The following is a 16,257-nucleotide window of genomic DNA, read 5'->3' as shown; positions in this document are numbered from 1 at the left end:
AGCGCTCCCACGCCACTTCCTCGCACGGTTTGAGACAGCCCTTACCGCCCACCAGGCCTGACCGGATGTCTTTTGCGCAAAGCGTTGACTAGAAAGCGCTTGCCCCCTACGTTCCGTTCAACAGTGTGACCGACAAGAGCCCAGATGGTCCCGAACCGCCACATTGCTCCCGCGCGGCGTTCAGCACAACGAACGTCATTCACATACAGGATCGGCCCAGTCCTCATGAAGGGACGCACCCGCATGCGTACTCACCCCCCACGTACACACGCGCAAAGAACGACCCTGGTCGCGGCTGCAGCGGCCACCCTCGTCACGGTGTCCGTCCTCGTCCTCCCCCAGTCCGCCGGGGCGGCCGAGTCCTCACCGGTCGGGTTCGGCGCCGGGACGACCGGCGGCGGCAGCGCCACGGCGGTCACCGTCTCCACGCTGGCTGCCTTCAAGTCGGCCGTGACCGGCAGCACGGCCAAGGTCGTGAAGGTGAACGGCCTGATCCCGCTGAGCGGTCAGGTCGACATCGGGTCCAACACCACGGTCCTGGGGGTCGGTTCGTCGTCCGGGTTCACCGGTGGCGGGCTCAGGCTGAAAAAGGTGACGAACGTCGTCGTCCGCAACCTGAACATCAGCAAGCCGGTCGCGCCCGCCGACGGCATCACCGTCCAGGCGTCGACCAAGGTGTGGATCGACCACAACGCCTTCTCGGCCGACCGCGACCACGACAAGGACTACTACGACGGCCTGCTGGACATCAACCACGGGTCCGACTACGTCACGGTCTCCTGGAACACCTTCAAGGACCACTACAAGGGTTCGCTCGTCGGCCACAGCGACAACAACGCCGGCGAGGACACCGGGCATCTGCGGGTGACGTACCACCACAACTTCTTCAGCAACGTCTACTCGCGCATCCCCAGCCTGCGCTTCGGCACCGGGCACTTCTACGACAACTACGTCGTCGGCGCCGAGACCGCCTGCCACTCGCGCATGGGCGCCCAGATGCTCGTCGAGAACAACGTCTTCCGCTCGACGAAGGTCGCCGTCACCACGAACCGCGACAGCGACGAGGACGGGTACGCCAACCTGCGCGGCAACGATCTCGGCGGGGCCGCGACCGAGATCTCGCAGGTCGGCACCTTCACCAGCCCGCCCTACAGCTACACCGCCGAGCCGGCCTCGTCCGTCGTCGCCTCGGTGACGTCCGGCGCGGGCGCCGGACGGATCTGACCACCCACCCCAATCCGACCACCCCCCAACTGACCACCCCCCAACCGGAAGAGGGCATTGGGACATGGCTTCACCAGCACCTGCACGTGCCCGCCGGCGCGCCCTGAGCGCCGCGCTGGCCGCACTCGGACTGTCTGCTGTCATGATCATGACTGACGGAGCGACTCCGGCGAGTGCCGCGACCTGGCCCACGGCCAACGGCAGCCAGGCAGTCACCGCCACCATCTCGGTCTCCGGCACCAAGGACTACGGGATGAAGCGCCTGTACGGCAGCGGCGACCTCGGCACCGGCGGCCAGAACGAGGACCAGGACCCGATCCTCGAACTGGCCCCCGGCGCGGTCGTGAAGAACGTCATCATCGGCTCCCCCGCCGCCGACGGCATCCACTGCCAGGGCGCCTGCACACTGCAGAACGTGTGGTGGGAGGACGTCGGCGAGGACGCGGCGACGTTCCGGGGCTCCTCGTCGTCCAACGTCTACACCGTCTCCGGCGGTGGCGCGAAGGAAGCCAGCGACAAGGTGTTCCAGTTCAACGGCGCCGGGACGCTGAACATCTCGAACTTCGCCGTGCAGAACTTCGGCAAGCTGGTCCGCTCGTGCGGCAACTGCAGCACGCAGTACAAGAGGACCATCAACCTCAACACCATCGAGGCGACCTACAAGGGCAGCGCGCTCGTCGGCATCAACACCAACTACGGCGACAGTGCGACCCTGAAGAAGATCACCATCGTCGGGGACAGCAGCAAGAAGATCGTGCCGTGCCAGAAGTACATCGGGAACAACACCGGTGCGGAGCCGCCCACCAACGGCTCGGGCCCTGACGGTACTTACTGCAAGTACGCAAGCTCGGACATCACCTACAAGTAGGCCCCGAGCAGCCCCCCACGGTGAATCAGGCCGTACGAAGCGCACCCGCACGGCGCTTCGTACGGCCGCCGTCGTGTCGGTGCCGGTCGGTGCGGCTCAGTGTGAGTCAGTGTCGTGCTGGTGGGCAGCTCAATGCCGGTCAGTGCGAGTCAGTGCCGGATCGTGCCGGTGATCTCCCGCTGGTACTCCGCGTACTCGGCGCGCAGGGCCGCGCCCGGCCAGTCGGCGGGCAGGAGTTCGGGGGGCAGTACGGGGTCGGCGAGCAGGTGGCGCACGGTCGCCGCGAAGGCGGTGAAGCGGTCGGCCGGACGGTGCGCCTCGGCGACATGGGCGAGCAGGGCACGGGCCGTGGCGGCCCAGGCGTCCAACGGCCAGAGCTGCGCGGCCAGTTCACGCGCGGGCCGGTCGGGACGGGCAGTGTAGGACTGGGCCACCTGCGCCAGTGCGTCCGGCAGGGTGCGGGTCAGGTTGGCGGGGCGCAGCCATACGCCCTCGCGGAGTTCGGCCAGGCGTAGGGCGGTCAACCGGGTACGCAGGTCGGCGCGTTCGGCGGGGCCGCGGCCCGTCGCCATGATCACCACCATCTCCCAGTCGCCGTCCCACGCGCGCGTGCGGGCGTCCACCGCGTCGTCCTGGCGGCGCTGCCGGGCCAGCAGACGGTCGCTGAGCCCGTAGACGGCGTCGGTGCGCCGCAGGTCGCCGGCGGCCACCATCCGGCTGAGAGCGGCACGCAGCGTGGAGCCGCCGACGCCGAAGGGCTCCACCGCGCGGACGAGCTCCTTCACCGGCAGCTCCGGCGGGTGCGTGCCCAGCAGCAGGCTCAGCACGACCGACCGCGCGGACAGCGGCGGCAGGTCGACCTCGCCGGGCTGCACTGACACGTTCATCCGCATGGGCACGTACTTTACGTGCGCTCGTCACCTGCGCTCTTTGCGTGCGCTCCTTGTGGAGCTTTACGCGCGCCTTCTTGTTGCATCATTGCTACGACCGCAGAAAAGGCGCAACATGGCTGCATGACCTCGACACCCGCGCCCTCGCAGTCCCGGCCGCAGTACGCCACGCACGACGTCACCAACCAGCCGCCGGCTCTGACGCCGTACGACGCCTCCGACGACAAAGCCCTGCTGGAAGGGCTGCGCCGCGAGGGTGCCGGATGGGCCGAGGAGGACGTCCGGCGGCTGGGACTGCTGGCCGGCAGTGCCGAGGCCCAGGAGTGGGCCGAGCAGGCCAATGTCAACGAGCCGGTACTGCGCACGCACGACCGGTACGGCAACCGCGTCGACGAGGTCGACTTCCACCCGAGCTGGCACCACCTGTTGCGGACCGCGGTCGCCGAGGGAATGGCCGCCACGCCGTGGGCGGAGGACCGGCCCGGGGCCCATGTCGCCCGTACCGCGGGCGGGTTGGCCTGGGGACACACCGACGCCGGGCACGGCTGTCCCACGTCGATGACGTACGCGGCCGTACCCGCCCTGCGGGCCCAGCCCGATCTCGCGAAGATCTACGAGCCTCTGCTGACCAGCCGCGAGTACGAGCCCGGCCTCAAGGTGCCGACGGAGAAGCGCGGCCTGCTCGCCGGGATGGGGATGACCGAGAAGCAGGGCGGCTCCGACGTCCGTACGAACAGCACCACGGCGTGGCCGACCGCCGAGCCCGGCGTGTACGAACTGCGCGGGCACAAGTGGTTCACGTCGGCGCCGATGTGCGATGTGTTCCTGGTGCTGGCGCAGGCCCCGGAGGGGTTGTCGTGCTTCCTGGTGCCGCGGATCCTGCCCGACGGAAGCCGCAACACCTTCCGCATCCAGAGGCTCAAGGACAAGCTGGGCAACCGGTCCAACGCGTCCTCCGAGCCGGAGTTCGACGGGACCGTGGCCTGGCTGGTCGGGCCCGAGGGGCGGGGCGTCAAGACGATCATCGAGATGGTCAACTGCACCCGGCTCGACTGCGTGATGATGTCGGCCACGCTGATGCGCAAGACGCTCGTCGAGGCGGGACACCATGTGCGCCACCGCAGCGCGTTCGGGGCGCTGTTGGTCGACCAGCCGCTGATGCGCAACGTCCTGGCGGACCTCGCGCTGGAGTCGGAGGCCGCCACGACGCTCACCCTGCGGCTGGCGGGCGCCGCGGACCGGGCGGTGCGCGGGGACACGGGTGAGGCGGCGTTCCGGCGGATCGCGACCGCCGTCGGCAAGTACTGGGTGACCAAGCGGGGCCCGGCCTTTACAGCGGAGGCCCTGGAGTGCCTCGGCGGCAACGGCTACGTGGAGGAGTCGGGCATGCCGCGCCACTACCGCGAGGCTCCGCTGCTGTCGATCTGGGAGGGCTCCGGGAACGTCAACGCCCTTGATGTACTGCGGGCGTTGAAGCGCGAGCCCGGGACCGCGCAGGCGCTCTTCGACGAACTCGCCCTGGCGCAGGGGGCGGACGCACGGCTGGACGCCGCGGTGGCCCGGCTCGAGGGCCTGTTGGCCACCGGGTCCGAGTCCGGTGCCCGCCGACTGGTGGAGCAGATGGCCCTGACCCTCCAGGCCTCCCTCCTGGTCCGGCACGCCCCACCTGCCGTCGCCGACGCCTTCTGCGCGACCCGGCTGGGCGGCGACTGGGGTCACGCCTTCGGCACACTGCCCGACGCGGCCGATCTGGACGCGATCCTCAACCGGGCACTGCCGGGCGGGAGTTGAGCGGTCCGCATCCGGCGGGCGGCGGCACGGGGCGGCGCAACAGCACGCGGTGGGGCGCGGCGACCGGCGGCATCACCCGGGCCGCACCCGCCACGCGCCGCAGCACGTCGAGCGGGTCGAGTCCCGCCTTGATGAGCGTTTTTGCCCGCCCCCGAATGTTCTTGCGGTCCCCTGTGAGTGGCGCGTCCGCTGTCAGTGGCGGGTCCTCCGCCCGCTCTCCGGCCACTGCAAAGTGATGCTCCCGCCCGCCGGAAGTGCGTGCCAGTGTGTGGCGAATTCGTTCAGGCGGGTCAGGATGCGGTCAATGAGTTGTGGTTCGCCGATGTCCGGGTCCATCGAGGAGAACCAGTCGGGAAGGTCCGGGCGCAGCCCCGCCCGCAACCGCCACAACGGATCGCACGCGGAGGCCAGCGTCTCGGAGCGAGCCATGTCGGCGTGCTCGGCCTTGCTCGGCGGCCGTTTCGCCTCCCGTCGTGCCTGACGCTTCCTGACCGCGGGATCGGCCGCCGAGAAGATGTTGCTCCGGCCGGCCGCGATCCGGCCGAAGACCCCACCGGACAGCCCCGCCTCGGCCTCGACCAGGAAGTGCACCGCGTCATGGGGCAGCCAGTCGTCGTAGCCCGGCCCCTGCCGCGGTGCCAGTTCCGGCCCGCGGTCGCGGACGACGGTCATCCGATACCGGCGCCCTGGCATCTTGGTGAACGTCACGTCCATGGGCAGCACGGTAGCCACCGTTGCGGGAAGCTCGCACGGAATTACCGCACGTGAGACACCGGGTCCCCGCCGGGCCGGCAGGTGAACCACGGGCGAATTCTGGCTTGTCCTCTGGTCAGGAGCAGGTCAGGAAGGCTGGTCGCGGTCCTGCGGCCTGCTTAGGATCATTCGACGCCGCCTCGTTCGTACGACTCCCAGGAGGCCCGGCATGCCCGAAACCGCGGTCGGCTCCGAAGCCGCAACCGGTCCCACAGCTCCCCCGCCCCGTCCGGCACGGCGGCGCACCGCGCTGCTCGCAGGCGGTGCCCTGGTGGCCACGGCAGCGGTGGTGGCCGGGGCGCTGGCGGCCGGTGGTTCCGGCGGAGGGCGTGATCAGGCGAGGGCGGCCGACGGTCTGCGGCACACCACCGTCGAGGTCGCCTCCGCGGGCTGCGGCCGCGGCTGGACCCACCCCGAACCCGGCCGCCAGGTCTTCGATCTGCGCAACAACTCCAGCACAGCGGCTGAGGTCTACCTGACCGACGCCAGGACGGGCGCGGTCTACGGCGAGGTCGACGGTCTCGCGCCGGGCACCGTACGCCCGATCCGGGTGACCCTCGGCAACGGCACGTATGCCTTCAAGTGCCTGCCCGACGACGCCGACGCCGTCACCGGTCCCACCGTGCGCATCACCGGCGGGAAGGTGCACAGCGGTCCGGCCGCCGTGCCGTTGACCCAGCAGGACCTCATCCCGCCGACGCTCGCCTACCAGAAGTGGATCCAGGCCCGCACGGTCGAGCTGACGCAGAAGACCGACGTGCTGCGCGACGCAATCGACAGCGGGGATCTCGCGGCCGCGCGCACGGACTGGCTCACCGCGCACCTGGTGTACGAGCGGATGGGCGCCGCCTACGGCACCTTCGGCGACGCCGACGGGGAGATCAACGGCACCACGGCGGGACTGTCCGGCGGGGTGCACGACGCGGACTTCACCGGGTTCCACCGGGTCGAGTACGGACTGTGGCACGGCGAGTCGGTGAGCGGCCTGCGCGGGCCGGCCGACCGGCTCGCCAAGGCCGTGCACAGCTTGCGCGACAGCTGGCCCGCCCAGCGGATGGATCCGGCCGACGTCGGTCTGCGCGCGCACGAAATCCTGGAGAACACCGTGCAGTTCGAGCTGACCGGTCGTACCGACTACGGAAGCGGCACCAACCTGGCCACGGCCCGCGCCAACCTCGACGGCACCCGCGTGCTTCTCGGGTTTCTGCGACCGCTGCTGAAGACCCGCGACACCGGCCTGTCCGGCATCGACTCCTCGATGGCGCGTGCCCGGCGCACGCTCGACGGCCAGAACCACGACGGGCACTGGACACCACTGGCCCGGCTGACCCGCACTCAGCGGGAGAAGGTCGACGCGGACCTGGGCGAGCTGGTCGAGCGGCTCTCCGACGTGGCCGCTCTCACGGACGTACGGAGGACCGCGTGAAGCCGGTGAACAACGTCGGACGCCGGGGCTTCCTGGCCGGCGCGGCCGCCGTGGCCGGGACCGGGCTCGTGGCCGCCGACCACGGGGCCGCCTCTGCCGCCGCACAGTCCGGCGAGAGTACGAGCGTGGCCTTCCACGGCACGCACCAGGCCGGCATCCTGACCCCGGCGCAGCGCGCCACGGCGTTCGTGTCCTTCGACACCACCGCCGAGAACCGCCGCGAACTGGCCGACCTGTTGCGCACGCTGACCGACCGGGCCCGTTTCCTCACCGCCGGTGGCAGCCCGGACGAGCTGGGCATCACCGCCCCGCCCGCCGACTCCGGCACCCTCGGCCCGGACCTCCCCGCGGACACCCTGACCGTCACCGTCGGTGCCGGCGTCTCCCTCTTCGACGACCGTTACGGCCTGACTTCCCGCCGGCCCCACCGGCTCACCGCCATGCCGACGTTCCCCGACGACGACCTCGACGCCGCCTGGTGCCACGGCGATCTGAGCGTGCAGTTCTGCGCCGCCGACGCGGACACGGTGCTGCACGCCCTGCGCGATGTCACCCGGCACACCCGCGGTGGCATGCAGGTGCGCTGGCGCATGGACGGCTTCATCAGCCCGCCCCGCCCCTCGGGCACACCCCGCAACCACATGGGTTTCAAGGACGGCATCGCCAACCCCGACGTGCGCGACGCCCGCGCGATGGACCGCCTGGTGTGGGTGGACAGCGGCGCGGGCGAGCCGGACTGGGCGACCGGCGGCAGCTATCAGGTCGTACGGCTGATCCGCATGCTGGTGGAGTTCTGGGACCGGGTCTCGATCACCGAGCAGGAGCGGATGTTCGGCCGCGCGCGGGACACCGGCGCACCCCTGGACGGACGCCACGAGAAGGACACCCCGAACTACCCGCAGGACCCCCAGGGCGACGTGATCCCCCTGGACAGCCACATCCGGCTGGCCAACCCGCGCACCACCGCCAGCGAAGACCAGCGCATCCTGCGCCGCGGCTACAACTACGACCGCGGCACGGACAGCAACGGCAACCTCGACATGGGCCTGCTGTTCTGCAGCTACCAGCAGGACCTGGCCCGCCAGTTCGAGGCCGTGCAGAAGCGGCTCGCCGGGGAGCCGCTGGTCGACTACATCTCGCCGTTCGGCGGCGGCTACTTCTTCGCCCTGCCCGGCGTGCGGGACGGCTCCGACTGGCTGGGGCGCACCCTGCTGGCCTGATTGCGCCTGTCGTAACCGGTCAAGAGCACGCCAAGAGACCATGAGGATTTCCTGACCGAAGATTCGCTGCGGCGTCATTGCCGCTCCCCTGCAGCGCCGCCACCATTGCCCAGGATGCAGCCGTAGATGTCATGGCCACGAACGCGGTGACAGTGGAGAGCAGTGCTCCCGGAAGGCGAGACAGCATGATCGGCACAGGAAGAAACTCAACGGCGCGGCGCCGGTTGAGCCGTTTGGGCGCCCTGCTCGGTGCGGCCGCCCTGGCGAGCGCGGGCGGGGCCGTCCCCGCCTCTGCGTCCTCCGCGCACGGCGGTCACGGCCACTCGGGCACGAACACCGCGACGCCGATCAAGCACGTAGTGGTGATCTACGACGAGAACGTCTCGTTCGACCACTACTTCGCCACGTATCCGAAGGCCGCCAACACCGACGGCACGAAGTTCAAGGCCGCGGCGCACACCCCGAAGGCCGACAACCTGCTCAACGCCGGGCTGCTGAAGCAGAACCCGAACCTGTACACGCCCAAGCGGCTGGCCAGTTCGCAGGCCATGACCTGCGACCAGAACCATTCCTACGGTCCCGAGCAGTACGCGGCCAACGGCGGCAAGGCCGACAAGTACGTCGAGAACACCGAGGTCAGCAAGTGCAGCGGCGGGCTGTTCGGTGAGCCCGGCCTGGTGATGGACTACTACGACGGCAACACCGTCACCGGCCTGTGGAACTACGCCCAGCAGTACGCGCTGAACGACCACTCCTTCGGCTCGGCCTTCGGCCCCTCCACGCCCGGCGCGCTGGAACTGGTCTCCGGTCAGACCCATGGCGTCATCTCCGTCGACCCCGCCTCCGGCACGGAGAACCCGAAGCAGACGACGACGCCGGACTCGTACGCCGTCGTCTCCCCCGACGCCAAGGGTGTGGGAACGGTCATCAACGACCCCGACCCCGCCTTCGACGACTGCTCGGACAAGGACCACACCGCGACCAACGCGCTCGCGGCGCTGAAGGGCAAGAACATCGGTGACCTGCTCAACGCCAAGGGCGTGAGCTGGGGTTGGTTCCAGGGCGGCTTCCGGCCCAGCACGGCGTGGGACGGCAAGCAGAGCGACTACGCGAAGTGCGACACCACGCACACCAACGTCGGCGGCGCGGCGGCGGTCGACTACAGCCCGCACCACTCGCCCTTCGAGTACTACAAGTCGACGTCCAACCCGCACCACCTCGCGCCGAAGAACGTCGCCGAGATCGGCCACAACGGACGCGCCAACCACAACTACGACCTGACCGACTTCGACGCCGCCGTCCAGGCCGGCAACCTCCCCTCGGTCAGCTTCCTGAAGGCCGCCGAGTACCAGGACGGACACGCGGGTTACTCGGACCCGACCGACGAGCAGCACTTCCTGGTCAATGAGATCAACGAGCTGCAGCAGTCCCCGCAGTGGAAGTCCACCGCGGTCGTGGTCGCCTACGACGACTCCGACGGCTGGTACGACCACGTCACCGCCAAGGTGCTCAACGGCTCCAAGGACTCCACCGTCGGCTCCAACGGCAAGGCCACGGACAGCCCCGCCTGCCAGTCCGGCCCGGCCGCCAAGGGCGGCTACGCGGACCGCTGCGGGCCGGGTACCCGGCAGCCGCTGCTGGTGATCTCGCCCTACAGCAAGGTCAACAAGATCGACCACACCGCGACCGAGCAGGCGTCGATCACCCGGTTCATCGAGGACAACTGGAGCACCGGCCGCGTCGGTGACGCCTCGTTCGACACACGGGCGGGCAACCTGAGCGGCTTGTTCGACTTCCGGCACCCCAACGACAAGCAGGTGCTGCTGAACTCGGACGGTTCGATCAAGTCCGTGAAGGGGATCCCGCACTACACCGGGACGTCGGCGTCGGCCGCCTCCACCCACGCCGCGTACCCGCCCTACGTCCAGGACCTCAAGGCGCAGAACCTGGCCGACACCGGCTCGGCCTCCCCGGCTCTGCCGATCGCCGTCGCCGCCGGTCTGCTCACCGCCGGCGCGACCGGCACCGCGTTCGCCCTGCACCGCCGCAAGCGGCGCCACGGGCCCCTGACCGCGGCCCGCTAGGAAGCTGTGTGGAGGGGCCGCGGACGCTCGGTCCGCGGCCCCTCCACTCGTGTCAGGACTACTTGGTCGCGTCGGGTTCCGGGACGCGACCCGGCTCCAGTTCGTCCGGGGTGATGGGCAGATACCGCGAGATGAAGAAGCGGTAGAGGGCGGCACCGACCACGCCGCCGATCAGGGGCCCGACGATCGGCACCCAGAAGTAGAGGTTGCCGTACTGGTCCCGCCAGGCCGTCCCGTACCCGGTGATGTAGCTGGCCAGCCGCGGCCCGAGGTCACGTGCCGGGTTGATGGCGTAGCCGGCGTCGGCGCCCCAGGCCATGCCGATCGCCACGACCAGGAGGCCGATGATGAGCGGGGCCATGTTGGCGCCGGGCGGGGTGCTGAGCAGGTCGGTGATGGCGAAGATGACCAGGACCAGGATGGCGGTGCCGATGATCTGGTCGCGCAGGGCGCCCAGTTCGCTCACCGGCAGGCTGCCGTTGCCAGGGAGGGTCGAGAAGACACCCTGGGTCTTGATGGTGTGGCCGGGGTCGACCTTGGCGAGGACCTCGGTGTAGTTCCAGCGCACCAGCAGCGCGGCGACGAAGGCGCCCGCTGTCTGCGCCAGCGCATACGGCAGGACCTTCTTCCAGGAGAAGCCCGCGAAGCACGCCAGGGCCACGGTCACCGCGGGGTTGAGATGGGCACCGCTGATGCGGGCGGCCACGTACACGCCGAGCATGACGCCGAAGCCCCAGGCCCAGGCGATGCTGTCGTGGTCTCCGAGACCGGCGGCCACCACTTGGGCGACCACTCCGCAACCGAAGAGGATCAGGATCATGGTGCCCAGGAATTCTGCCGACAGTTCGCCGACCAGTCTCCTTCTGGACGTGTGCTCCGCCATAAGGCACCGCCTTCCGCCAGAAATGGTTGTGTTCGCGAGGGTAGTTGTCCGACGCGAGGCGTCCAGGGGCCCAGCATCAACTGGAGTAACCGCTACCTCTTGCGCCTTGAGCCAAAGCCCGAATGCGTCGGTTCAAGGCGCCAACCAAAACCATGGCACAGGGTCCCTGAGCCCGCACCGCGACGCGGTGTCGCGATGCATCGTCAGGGGGACGCCGTAGCCCTCGAAGGCGTGGCAATACGGGGAAACACTCGGCCGCGGCAGGCCGCCGCCGGGCTCCGGCGTCAGCTCGTCTTGCGTCCCCACAGCGGGCCGAAGCGGGCCCAGTCCGTGTCCCACTGGGACATGCGGCGGCGTTCCAGACGGCCGCACAGGACCCGGCCGCCGACGAAGGGCACCGCCGCGGCGCTCACGCCCACCAGGATGCCGATCAGTGAGGAACGCAGTTGGGCCTGGGCGGCGGTGGCGGGCCTGGTCACCAGGTGACCCTGCGGGTCCGTCCAGATCGCGACCGTCGTGCCGGAGGCGCTGCCGGGGCTGACCCGGACCTGACCCGTGTGCGAGGTGCCGTCGGGCGCGGTCCAGCGCACGTTCCCCCACACCTGTTCGCCGCTCGACGTGGAGTGGGCGGCGGCCTTTCCGGGTGCCTTCTCCGTCAGCCGTGCCGCGACCTGCCGCCACTCGACGCGCTCGCGGGCCAGCCCGTCCTCGACGGACCTGGTGGCGGTCAGACCGGCGAGCACTCCGGCCAGGACGGTCACCAGCCAGGCGCCGAGCACGACCCACGCCTCCACCGCGTCGGCGCGACGCCTGAGCGGGTTGCGCCGCCAGCGCCACAGCCACACCTTCGGACCACGGAACGCCATCGAAGGCATCCTCCTCACGAGCGCACGATCACCCCCGACCTCCCTCCCATACGGGCGGAGGCCGCAGGATGCTCAGGTCGACTCCCCCGACTCGACGGTCGCACGAGACCCCGCGCTCCCGCAGGTGTCTTCGCAAACCGGCCGGTTATCGCCGCGTCACGTCGCACCCACCGCCCTGACCTGCGGCGACTGCGACTCCAGGGGTGACTGTCAGTGGCGGGGTGCAGACTGGCGGGTGTCTGGGACAAAGACGTCAAAGACACAGCGGAGGAGATCGGCATGACCGAGGTACTGCTCACCGTGGGCACGCGCAAGGGCCTGTTCATCGGGCGACGGCGCGGTGGCTCATGGGAATTCGACGAGACCCCTTACTTCAACGCGCAGGCGGTGTACTCGGTCGCCGTCGACACCCGCGGCGACCGTCCGCGCCTGCTGGCCGGTGGCGACAGCGCGCACTGGGGCCCGTCCGTGTTCCACTCCGACGACCTGGGCCGCACCTGGACGGAACCGTCCCGACCGGCCGTCAAGTTCCCCAAGGACACAGGGGCTTCACTGGAGCGCGTGTGGCAACTGCACCCGGCGGCCGCGGAGCAGGACGTGGTGTACGCGGGCACGGAACCGGCCGCGCTGTACCGCTCGGAGGACCGCGGCGAGACCTTCGAGCTGGTCCGCCCTCTGTGGGAGCACCCCACGCGCGACAAGTGGGTGCCGGGCGGCGGCGGTGAGGGCCTGCACACCGTGATCACCGACAAGCGCGACCCGCAGGCCGTGACGGTCGCGGTCTCGACGGCCGGAGTGTTCAGGACCGAGGACGGCGGCGCGAGTTGGTCCCCCTCCAACTCCGGTGTCTCCGCGGTGTTCCTGCCGGACGCGAACCCGGAGTTCGGGCAGTGCGTCCACAAGATCGCCCAGGATGCGGCGACCCCGGACCGGCTCTATCTGCAGAACCACTGGGGTGTGTACCGCAGCGACGACGCGGGCGCCCACTGGACCGACATCGGCGAAGGTCTGCCGTCCACCTTCGGCTTCGCCGCGGCCGCCCACCCCACCCGGGGCGACACGGCATACGTGTTCCCGATCAACGCGGACGCGGACCGGGTGCCCGCCGACCACCGATGCCGGGTCTTCCGCACGGCCGACGCGGGCAAGAGCTGGGAGCCCCTGTCCGCGGGCCTGCCGACGGACGACCACTACGGCACGGTGCTGCGCGACGCGATGTGCACCGACGCCGCCGACCCGGCGGGCGTGTACTTCGGCAACCGCAACGGCGAGGTGTACGCCTCGGCCGACGACGGCGACAGCTGGCGGCAGTTGGCCTCGCATCTGCCGGATGTGCTGTGTGTGCGGGCCGCGGTGGTCGGATGAGTTCCACGGGGGGATCGTGCGGCCTTGACCACCGGTTGATGTCCACCGCCTGTACGGCAGTGGCGTGACGCCCACGGCACCACGACCCTTGCATGAAGTCGTCGAAGAGGGCTCGGCGAAAGCCTCTACGCATCCGGGACCGGTGTCTCGACGCGCACACGGACGACAGTCGCGCTCTGCAGACCGAGCCGCGTCTCGCCCGCGCCGGGAAGGACGGCATCGAAACGCATCAGTTGTCGGCCGCCGAGCGAAACGATGCCGTCGATGACCACCAGAGCGGTGGTGCACTCGGCCGAGACCGGCAACTGCATGTCACCCCGCAGGAGTTCGAAGCTGCCGCGGATTCCGCTGCGCACCATGAGATTGAGTGCCTGCGCCCTGCCGTCGACAGCCGTCGTGACCACGTCGGAGTCCCCGGAGAACGAGACGGACTGGGTATGGCGCAGGTCGTGGACCACCCCGTCGACGGACAGTTGCAGGGGCACGGGGGCGGCGGACAGCAGATGGCGCTCCATGCCCGGAAACTGCGAGAAGGGGCCGGGTTCTTCGATGTCCGCGAGGCTCAGCCGCCACGTGATCGTCTCCGGGGTGCCCGTCGCCGGCTCACAGTGGATCTCCCGGGTGCGGCCTCGTCCGTTGGCCCAAGGCTGCGGTTCGAGCGTGGCTGTCCGGATGACGCGAAGGGCGTCCGCCGAGTCGACGGCCGGCTCGTTGGACGGTGGCTTCCGTGTGGGCATGTCGAGCTTGCTACCTCTCTGTCGGGCCTGGCCGATCGGTTTCCCCGGCTTCGGCGCGGCACATGTCCTCCAGTTTGGGCCCGCCGGGGCAACAGCGGTAAACCGGGCGGGGTCCGAGGAGTATGCGGCTCACACGCACAGCACTACCTGCACGTTCCGGGCCGCCACGATCTGCGACCGCTTGCGGTGCACGTCGAGGCGTGGCGCAGATGTCGTGTGAACGACGGCCACCGTGAAGCAGGTGCGAACGCCTTACCGCCCCGATCGCTACGGTTGGTATGTGAGTCAGGATCCGGGACGGCGTCTGCTGCGGTGGGGGTCGGGTGGGCTGGTGATAGGTGTGCTCGGCTCGTCGGTGGCCGTGGTGGGGGCCGGTTCGGGCTGGCGTCTGGGGGTGGCGTCGGGCCTGGTCGTGGTCCAGGTCTGTGCGTTGTGGCGGGTCGTGCGCAGCCCGGCTGCCGTGCTCGGCCTGACGATGGCGACGGGCCTCGCGGTGTGGGCGTTGTTTCCCGCGGTGAGCCTGACGGGCGCGTTGCTCGCCGCGCAGATCGCGCTGTGCGTGCTGGCGGCCACGCGGCCCAGGCGGATCTCCCTGTGGGGCGTGGCGGTGATGTGCGCACCGGCGCCGCTCGCGCTCCTGGCCGGCGGTCGACTCGGTCTGCCGCTCTATCTGCTGGCCGTCGCTCTGGCCTGGACCACCGGGGAGTTGTACCAGACGCGGCGGGCCAGGGCGGCGGCCGAGACGCGGCGGGCGGTGGCGGAGGAACGTGCCCGCATCGCACGCGAAGTGCACGATGTGGTCGCGCACACCGTGTCCGTGATGGTGATCCAGGCGAGCGCCGCCGAGGACGGCTTCACGGCTCGTCCCGAACAGGCCCGGCAGGCACTGCGGGACATCGAGACCGTAGGACGCTCGGCCCTGACCGAACTGCGGTGGCTTCTGCGGGCGTTCCGGGACGACGGACAGGAGGACGGGTCCGAGCAGGGGCAGGTGGGGCTGGCCAGATTGGACGAGATGGTGGATGTGGCGCGCGCGGCCGGGTTGTCGGTCGTCGTACGGCAGGAAGGCACCGAGGATGTTCCCGCCGGTTGTCTACCGCCGACGGCTGTGGATCTCACGGCCTACCGGATCATCCAGGAGGCGCTCACCAACATCCTGCGCCACGCTGCCGATGCCGACGAGGTGCGGGTGTCGGTACACCTCGGTGAAGCGGCTCTGGACATCGAGGTGGTCGACAACGGCCGGCCGCGGGCGGCCGCGGTGGCGGGTTCGGGGCGCGGTCTCACCGGCATGCGGGAACGCGCGGCGCTGCTCGGCGGCAGCCTTCGGGCCGGTCCGCTCGACAGCGGCGGATGGGGCGTGCGCGCCAGACTCCCCATGGAGGGCGAGAGGCTCCCCATGGAGGGCGAGAGCCTGCCGATGGAGGGCTCGTCGTGACGATCCGTGTCGTGGTGGCCGACGACCAGGCCCTGGTCCGTACAGGATTCCGCATGATCATCGACGCCCGGGACGACCTCGAAGTCGTCGGCGAGGCGTCCGACGGAGGCCAAGCGGTACGGCTGGTGCGGGAGACGCGACCCGACGTGGTGCTGATGGACGTACGGATGCCGGTCCTGGACGGCATCGAGGCGACCCGGCAGATCGTGGCCGCCGGCGGTGCGGCCCGCGTACTGGTGCTGACCACGTGGGATCTCGACGAACACGTCCTGGCGGCGCTGCGGGCAGGAGCCTGCGGATTCCTGCTCAAGGACATCCGGCCCACCGAGCTGGTCGATGCCATCCGGGGCACGGCGCGCGGCGACCTGCCGCTGGCACCCAGCGTCACCCGCCGCATGCTCGACAAGCTGCTGCGCGCCGCGCCCCGCGTACGCCCTCCGGACGGTCTGGAGAGTCTGTCGCAGCGGGAGACCGAAGTGCTCACGCTGGTCGGGGAGGCCTTGTCCAACGCCGAGATCGCCCGGGAGCTTGCCCTGTCGGAGGCCACCGTCAAGAACCATGTCTCCGCGGTCCTGCGCAAGCTGGGGTTGCGGGACCGGGTCCAGGCCGTGGTCGCGGCCTACGACTGCGGACTCGTCCAGCCGCGCCGTCCCTGAGCCCGGCAGGCTCCCCACTCTTGTGGGCTCATCCGTGAGGAGGAGCCGGCCGGGCG

Annotated in this window: 14 protein-coding genes; 9 read left to right on the top strand and 5 right to left on the bottom strand. The window is 70.2% G+C overall.

All coding sequences use genetic code 11. The features are described from left to right. The first annotated feature begins 243 nt into the window (after positions 1 to 243). Positions 244 to 1,224: a polysaccharide lyase family 1 protein gene (locus OG303_RS43850; protein WP_405875502.1), complete on the top strand. Its 981-nt coding sequence runs from the start codon at positions 244 to 246 to the stop codon at positions 1,222 to 1,224. Between the two features lie 64 nt (positions 1,225 to 1,288). After that, positions 1,289 to 2,092, top strand: coding sequence for a pectate lyase (locus OG303_RS43845; protein ID WP_405875500.1), 804 nt, complete (start codon positions 1,289 to 1,291; stop codon positions 2,090 to 2,092). A 149-nt stretch (positions 2,093 to 2,241) separates the two neighbouring features. On the opposite strand, the gene OG303_RS43840 is transcribed toward OG303_RS43845, so the two are convergent. Continuing rightward, positions 2,242 to 2,985 (bottom strand): PaaX family transcriptional regulator C-terminal domain-containing protein, encoded by a 744-nt coding sequence (locus OG303_RS43840; RefSeq protein WP_405875498.1) that lies wholly within the window; start codon positions 2,983 to 2,985, stop codon positions 2,242 to 2,244. A gap of 120 nt (positions 2,986 to 3,105) precedes the next feature. Between OG303_RS43840 and OG303_RS43835 the strand changes: the two genes are divergently transcribed. Then, the gene (locus OG303_RS43835; RefSeq protein WP_405875496.1) at positions 3,106 to 4,773 is read left to right on the top strand and encodes a DNA alkylation response protein; all 1,668 of its coding nucleotides are present in this window, start codon (positions 3,106 to 3,108) and stop codon (positions 4,771 to 4,773) included. 192 nt (positions 4,774 to 4,965) lie between these two features. Here the strand turns inward: OG303_RS43835 and OG303_RS43830 are convergent, their stop codons facing one another. Further along, positions 4,966 to 5,487, bottom strand: a complete 522-nt coding sequence (locus OG303_RS43830) for a hypothetical protein (RefSeq protein ID WP_405875494.1) — start codon at positions 5,485 to 5,487, stop codon at positions 4,966 to 4,968. A gap of 208 nt (positions 5,488 to 5,695) precedes the next feature. On the opposite strand from OG303_RS43830, the gene OG303_RS43825 reads away from it, so the two are divergent. The 3 genes from OG303_RS43825 to OG303_RS43815 all read left to right on the top strand — a co-directional run bounded on the left by OG303_RS43825 (position 5,696) and on the right by OG303_RS43815 (position 10,256). Then, positions 5,696 to 6,952 (top strand): EfeM/EfeO family lipoprotein, encoded by a 1,257-nt coding sequence (locus OG303_RS43825; RefSeq protein ID WP_405875493.1) that lies wholly within the window; start codon positions 5,696 to 5,698, stop codon positions 6,950 to 6,952. Further along, positions 6,949 to 8,172: an iron uptake transporter deferrochelatase/peroxidase subunit gene (efeB, locus tag OG303_RS43820; RefSeq protein WP_405875492.1), complete on the top strand. Its 1,224-nt coding sequence runs from the start codon at positions 6,949 to 6,951 to the stop codon at positions 8,170 to 8,172. The genes OG303_RS43825 and efeB overlap by 4 nt, the downstream gene beginning before the upstream one ends. Before the next feature lie 185 nt (positions 8,173 to 8,357). Next, on the top strand, positions 8,358 to 10,256 hold the full coding sequence (locus OG303_RS43815) for a phospholipase C (protein WP_405875491.1): 1,899 nt from the start codon (positions 8,358 to 8,360) through the stop codon (positions 10,254 to 10,256). Between the two features lie 58 nt (positions 10,257 to 10,314). Here the strand turns inward: OG303_RS43815 and OG303_RS43810 are convergent, their stop codons facing one another. Together OG303_RS43810 and OG303_RS43805 are read right to left on the bottom strand one after the other, a co-directional pair. After that, a complete protein-coding gene (locus tag OG303_RS43810; RefSeq protein WP_405875490.1) occupies positions 10,315 to 11,139 on the bottom strand; it encodes an MIP/aquaporin family protein in 825 nt (274 codons plus the stop codon). 284 nt (positions 11,140 to 11,423) lie between these two features. After that, positions 11,424 to 12,005 (bottom strand): hypothetical protein, encoded by a 582-nt coding sequence (locus tag OG303_RS43805; protein ID WP_405875489.1) that lies wholly within the window; start codon positions 12,003 to 12,005, stop codon positions 11,424 to 11,426. Positions 12,006 to 12,218: 213 nt separating this feature from the next. On the opposite strand from OG303_RS43805, the gene OG303_RS43800 reads away from it, so the two are divergent. Then, complete coding sequence (locus OG303_RS43800) at positions 12,219 to 13,370, top strand: WD40/YVTN/BNR-like repeat-containing protein (protein ID WP_405875488.1); 1,152 nt, start codon at positions 12,219 to 12,221, stop codon at positions 13,368 to 13,370. Positions 13,371 to 13,495: 125 nt separating this feature from the next. Here the strand turns inward: OG303_RS43800 and OG303_RS43795 are convergent, their stop codons facing one another. Beyond that, positions 13,496 to 14,107, bottom strand: a complete 612-nt coding sequence (locus OG303_RS43795) for a HutD family protein (RefSeq protein WP_405875487.1) — start codon at positions 14,105 to 14,107, stop codon at positions 13,496 to 13,498. 280 nt (positions 14,108 to 14,387) lie between these two features. On the opposite strand from OG303_RS43795, the gene OG303_RS43790 reads away from it, so the two are divergent. Next, positions 14,388 to 15,545 carry a sensor histidine kinase gene (locus OG303_RS43790; RefSeq protein WP_405875486.1) on the top strand — a complete coding sequence of 386 codons (1,158 nt, stop codon included), beginning with the start codon at positions 14,388 to 14,390 and terminating at the stop codon, positions 15,543 to 15,545. Further along, positions 15,542 to 16,201: a response regulator gene (locus OG303_RS43785; RefSeq protein WP_405875485.1), complete on the top strand. Its 660-nt coding sequence runs from the start codon at positions 15,542 to 15,544 to the stop codon at positions 16,199 to 16,201. Before OG303_RS43790 ends, OG303_RS43785 begins: the two co-directional genes overlap by 4 nt. Positions 16,202 to 16,257 lie beyond the last annotated feature (56 nt).

It is taken from the genome of Streptomyces sp. NBC_00005 (assembly GCF_045160215.1).
In the GTDB taxonomy this organism is placed as follows: Bacteria; Actinomycetota; Actinomycetes; order Streptomycetales; family Streptomycetaceae; genus Streptomyces.
Note: the sequence above shows the minus strand (reverse complement) of the source record. Positions and strands in the feature narration are given on the sequence as shown.

Excerpts from the sequence above, each read along its gene's own strand:
- OG303_RS43810 (WP_405875490.1), bottom strand. The coding sequence starts at position 11,139 with ATGGCGGAGCACACGTCCAGAAGGAGACTGGTCGGCGAACTGTCGGCA.
- OG303_RS43830 (WP_405875494.1), bottom strand. The coding sequence starts at position 5,487 with ATGGACGTGACGTTCACCAAGATGCCAGGGCGCCGGTATCGGATGACC.
- OG303_RS43840 (WP_405875498.1), bottom strand. The coding sequence starts at position 2,985 with ATGCGGATGAACGTGTCAGTGCAGCCCGGCGAGGTCGACCTGCCGCCG.
- OG303_RS43815 (WP_405875491.1), top strand. The coding sequence starts at position 8,358 with ATGATCGGCACAGGAAGAAACTCAACGGCGCGGCGCCGGTTGAGCCGT.
- OG303_RS43825 (WP_405875493.1), top strand. The coding sequence starts at position 5,696 with ATGCCCGAAACCGCGGTCGGCTCCGAAGCCGCAACCGGTCCCACAGCT.
- OG303_RS43805 (WP_405875489.1), bottom strand. The coding sequence starts at position 12,005 with ATGGCGTTCCGTGGTCCGAAGGTGTGGCTGTGGCGCTGGCGGCGCAAC.
- OG303_RS43835 (WP_405875496.1), top strand. The coding sequence starts at position 3,106 with ATGACCTCGACACCCGCGCCCTCGCAGTCCCGGCCGCAGTACGCCACG.
- OG303_RS43845 (WP_405875500.1), top strand. The coding sequence starts at position 1,289 with ATGGCTTCACCAGCACCTGCACGTGCCCGCCGGCGCGCCCTGAGCGCC.
- OG303_RS43850 (WP_405875502.1), top strand. The coding sequence starts at position 244 with ATGCGTACTCACCCCCCACGTACACACGCGCAAAGAACGACCCTGGTC.
- OG303_RS43795 (WP_405875487.1), bottom strand. The coding sequence starts at position 14,107 with ATGCCCACACGGAAGCCACCGTCCAACGAGCCGGCCGTCGACTCGGCG.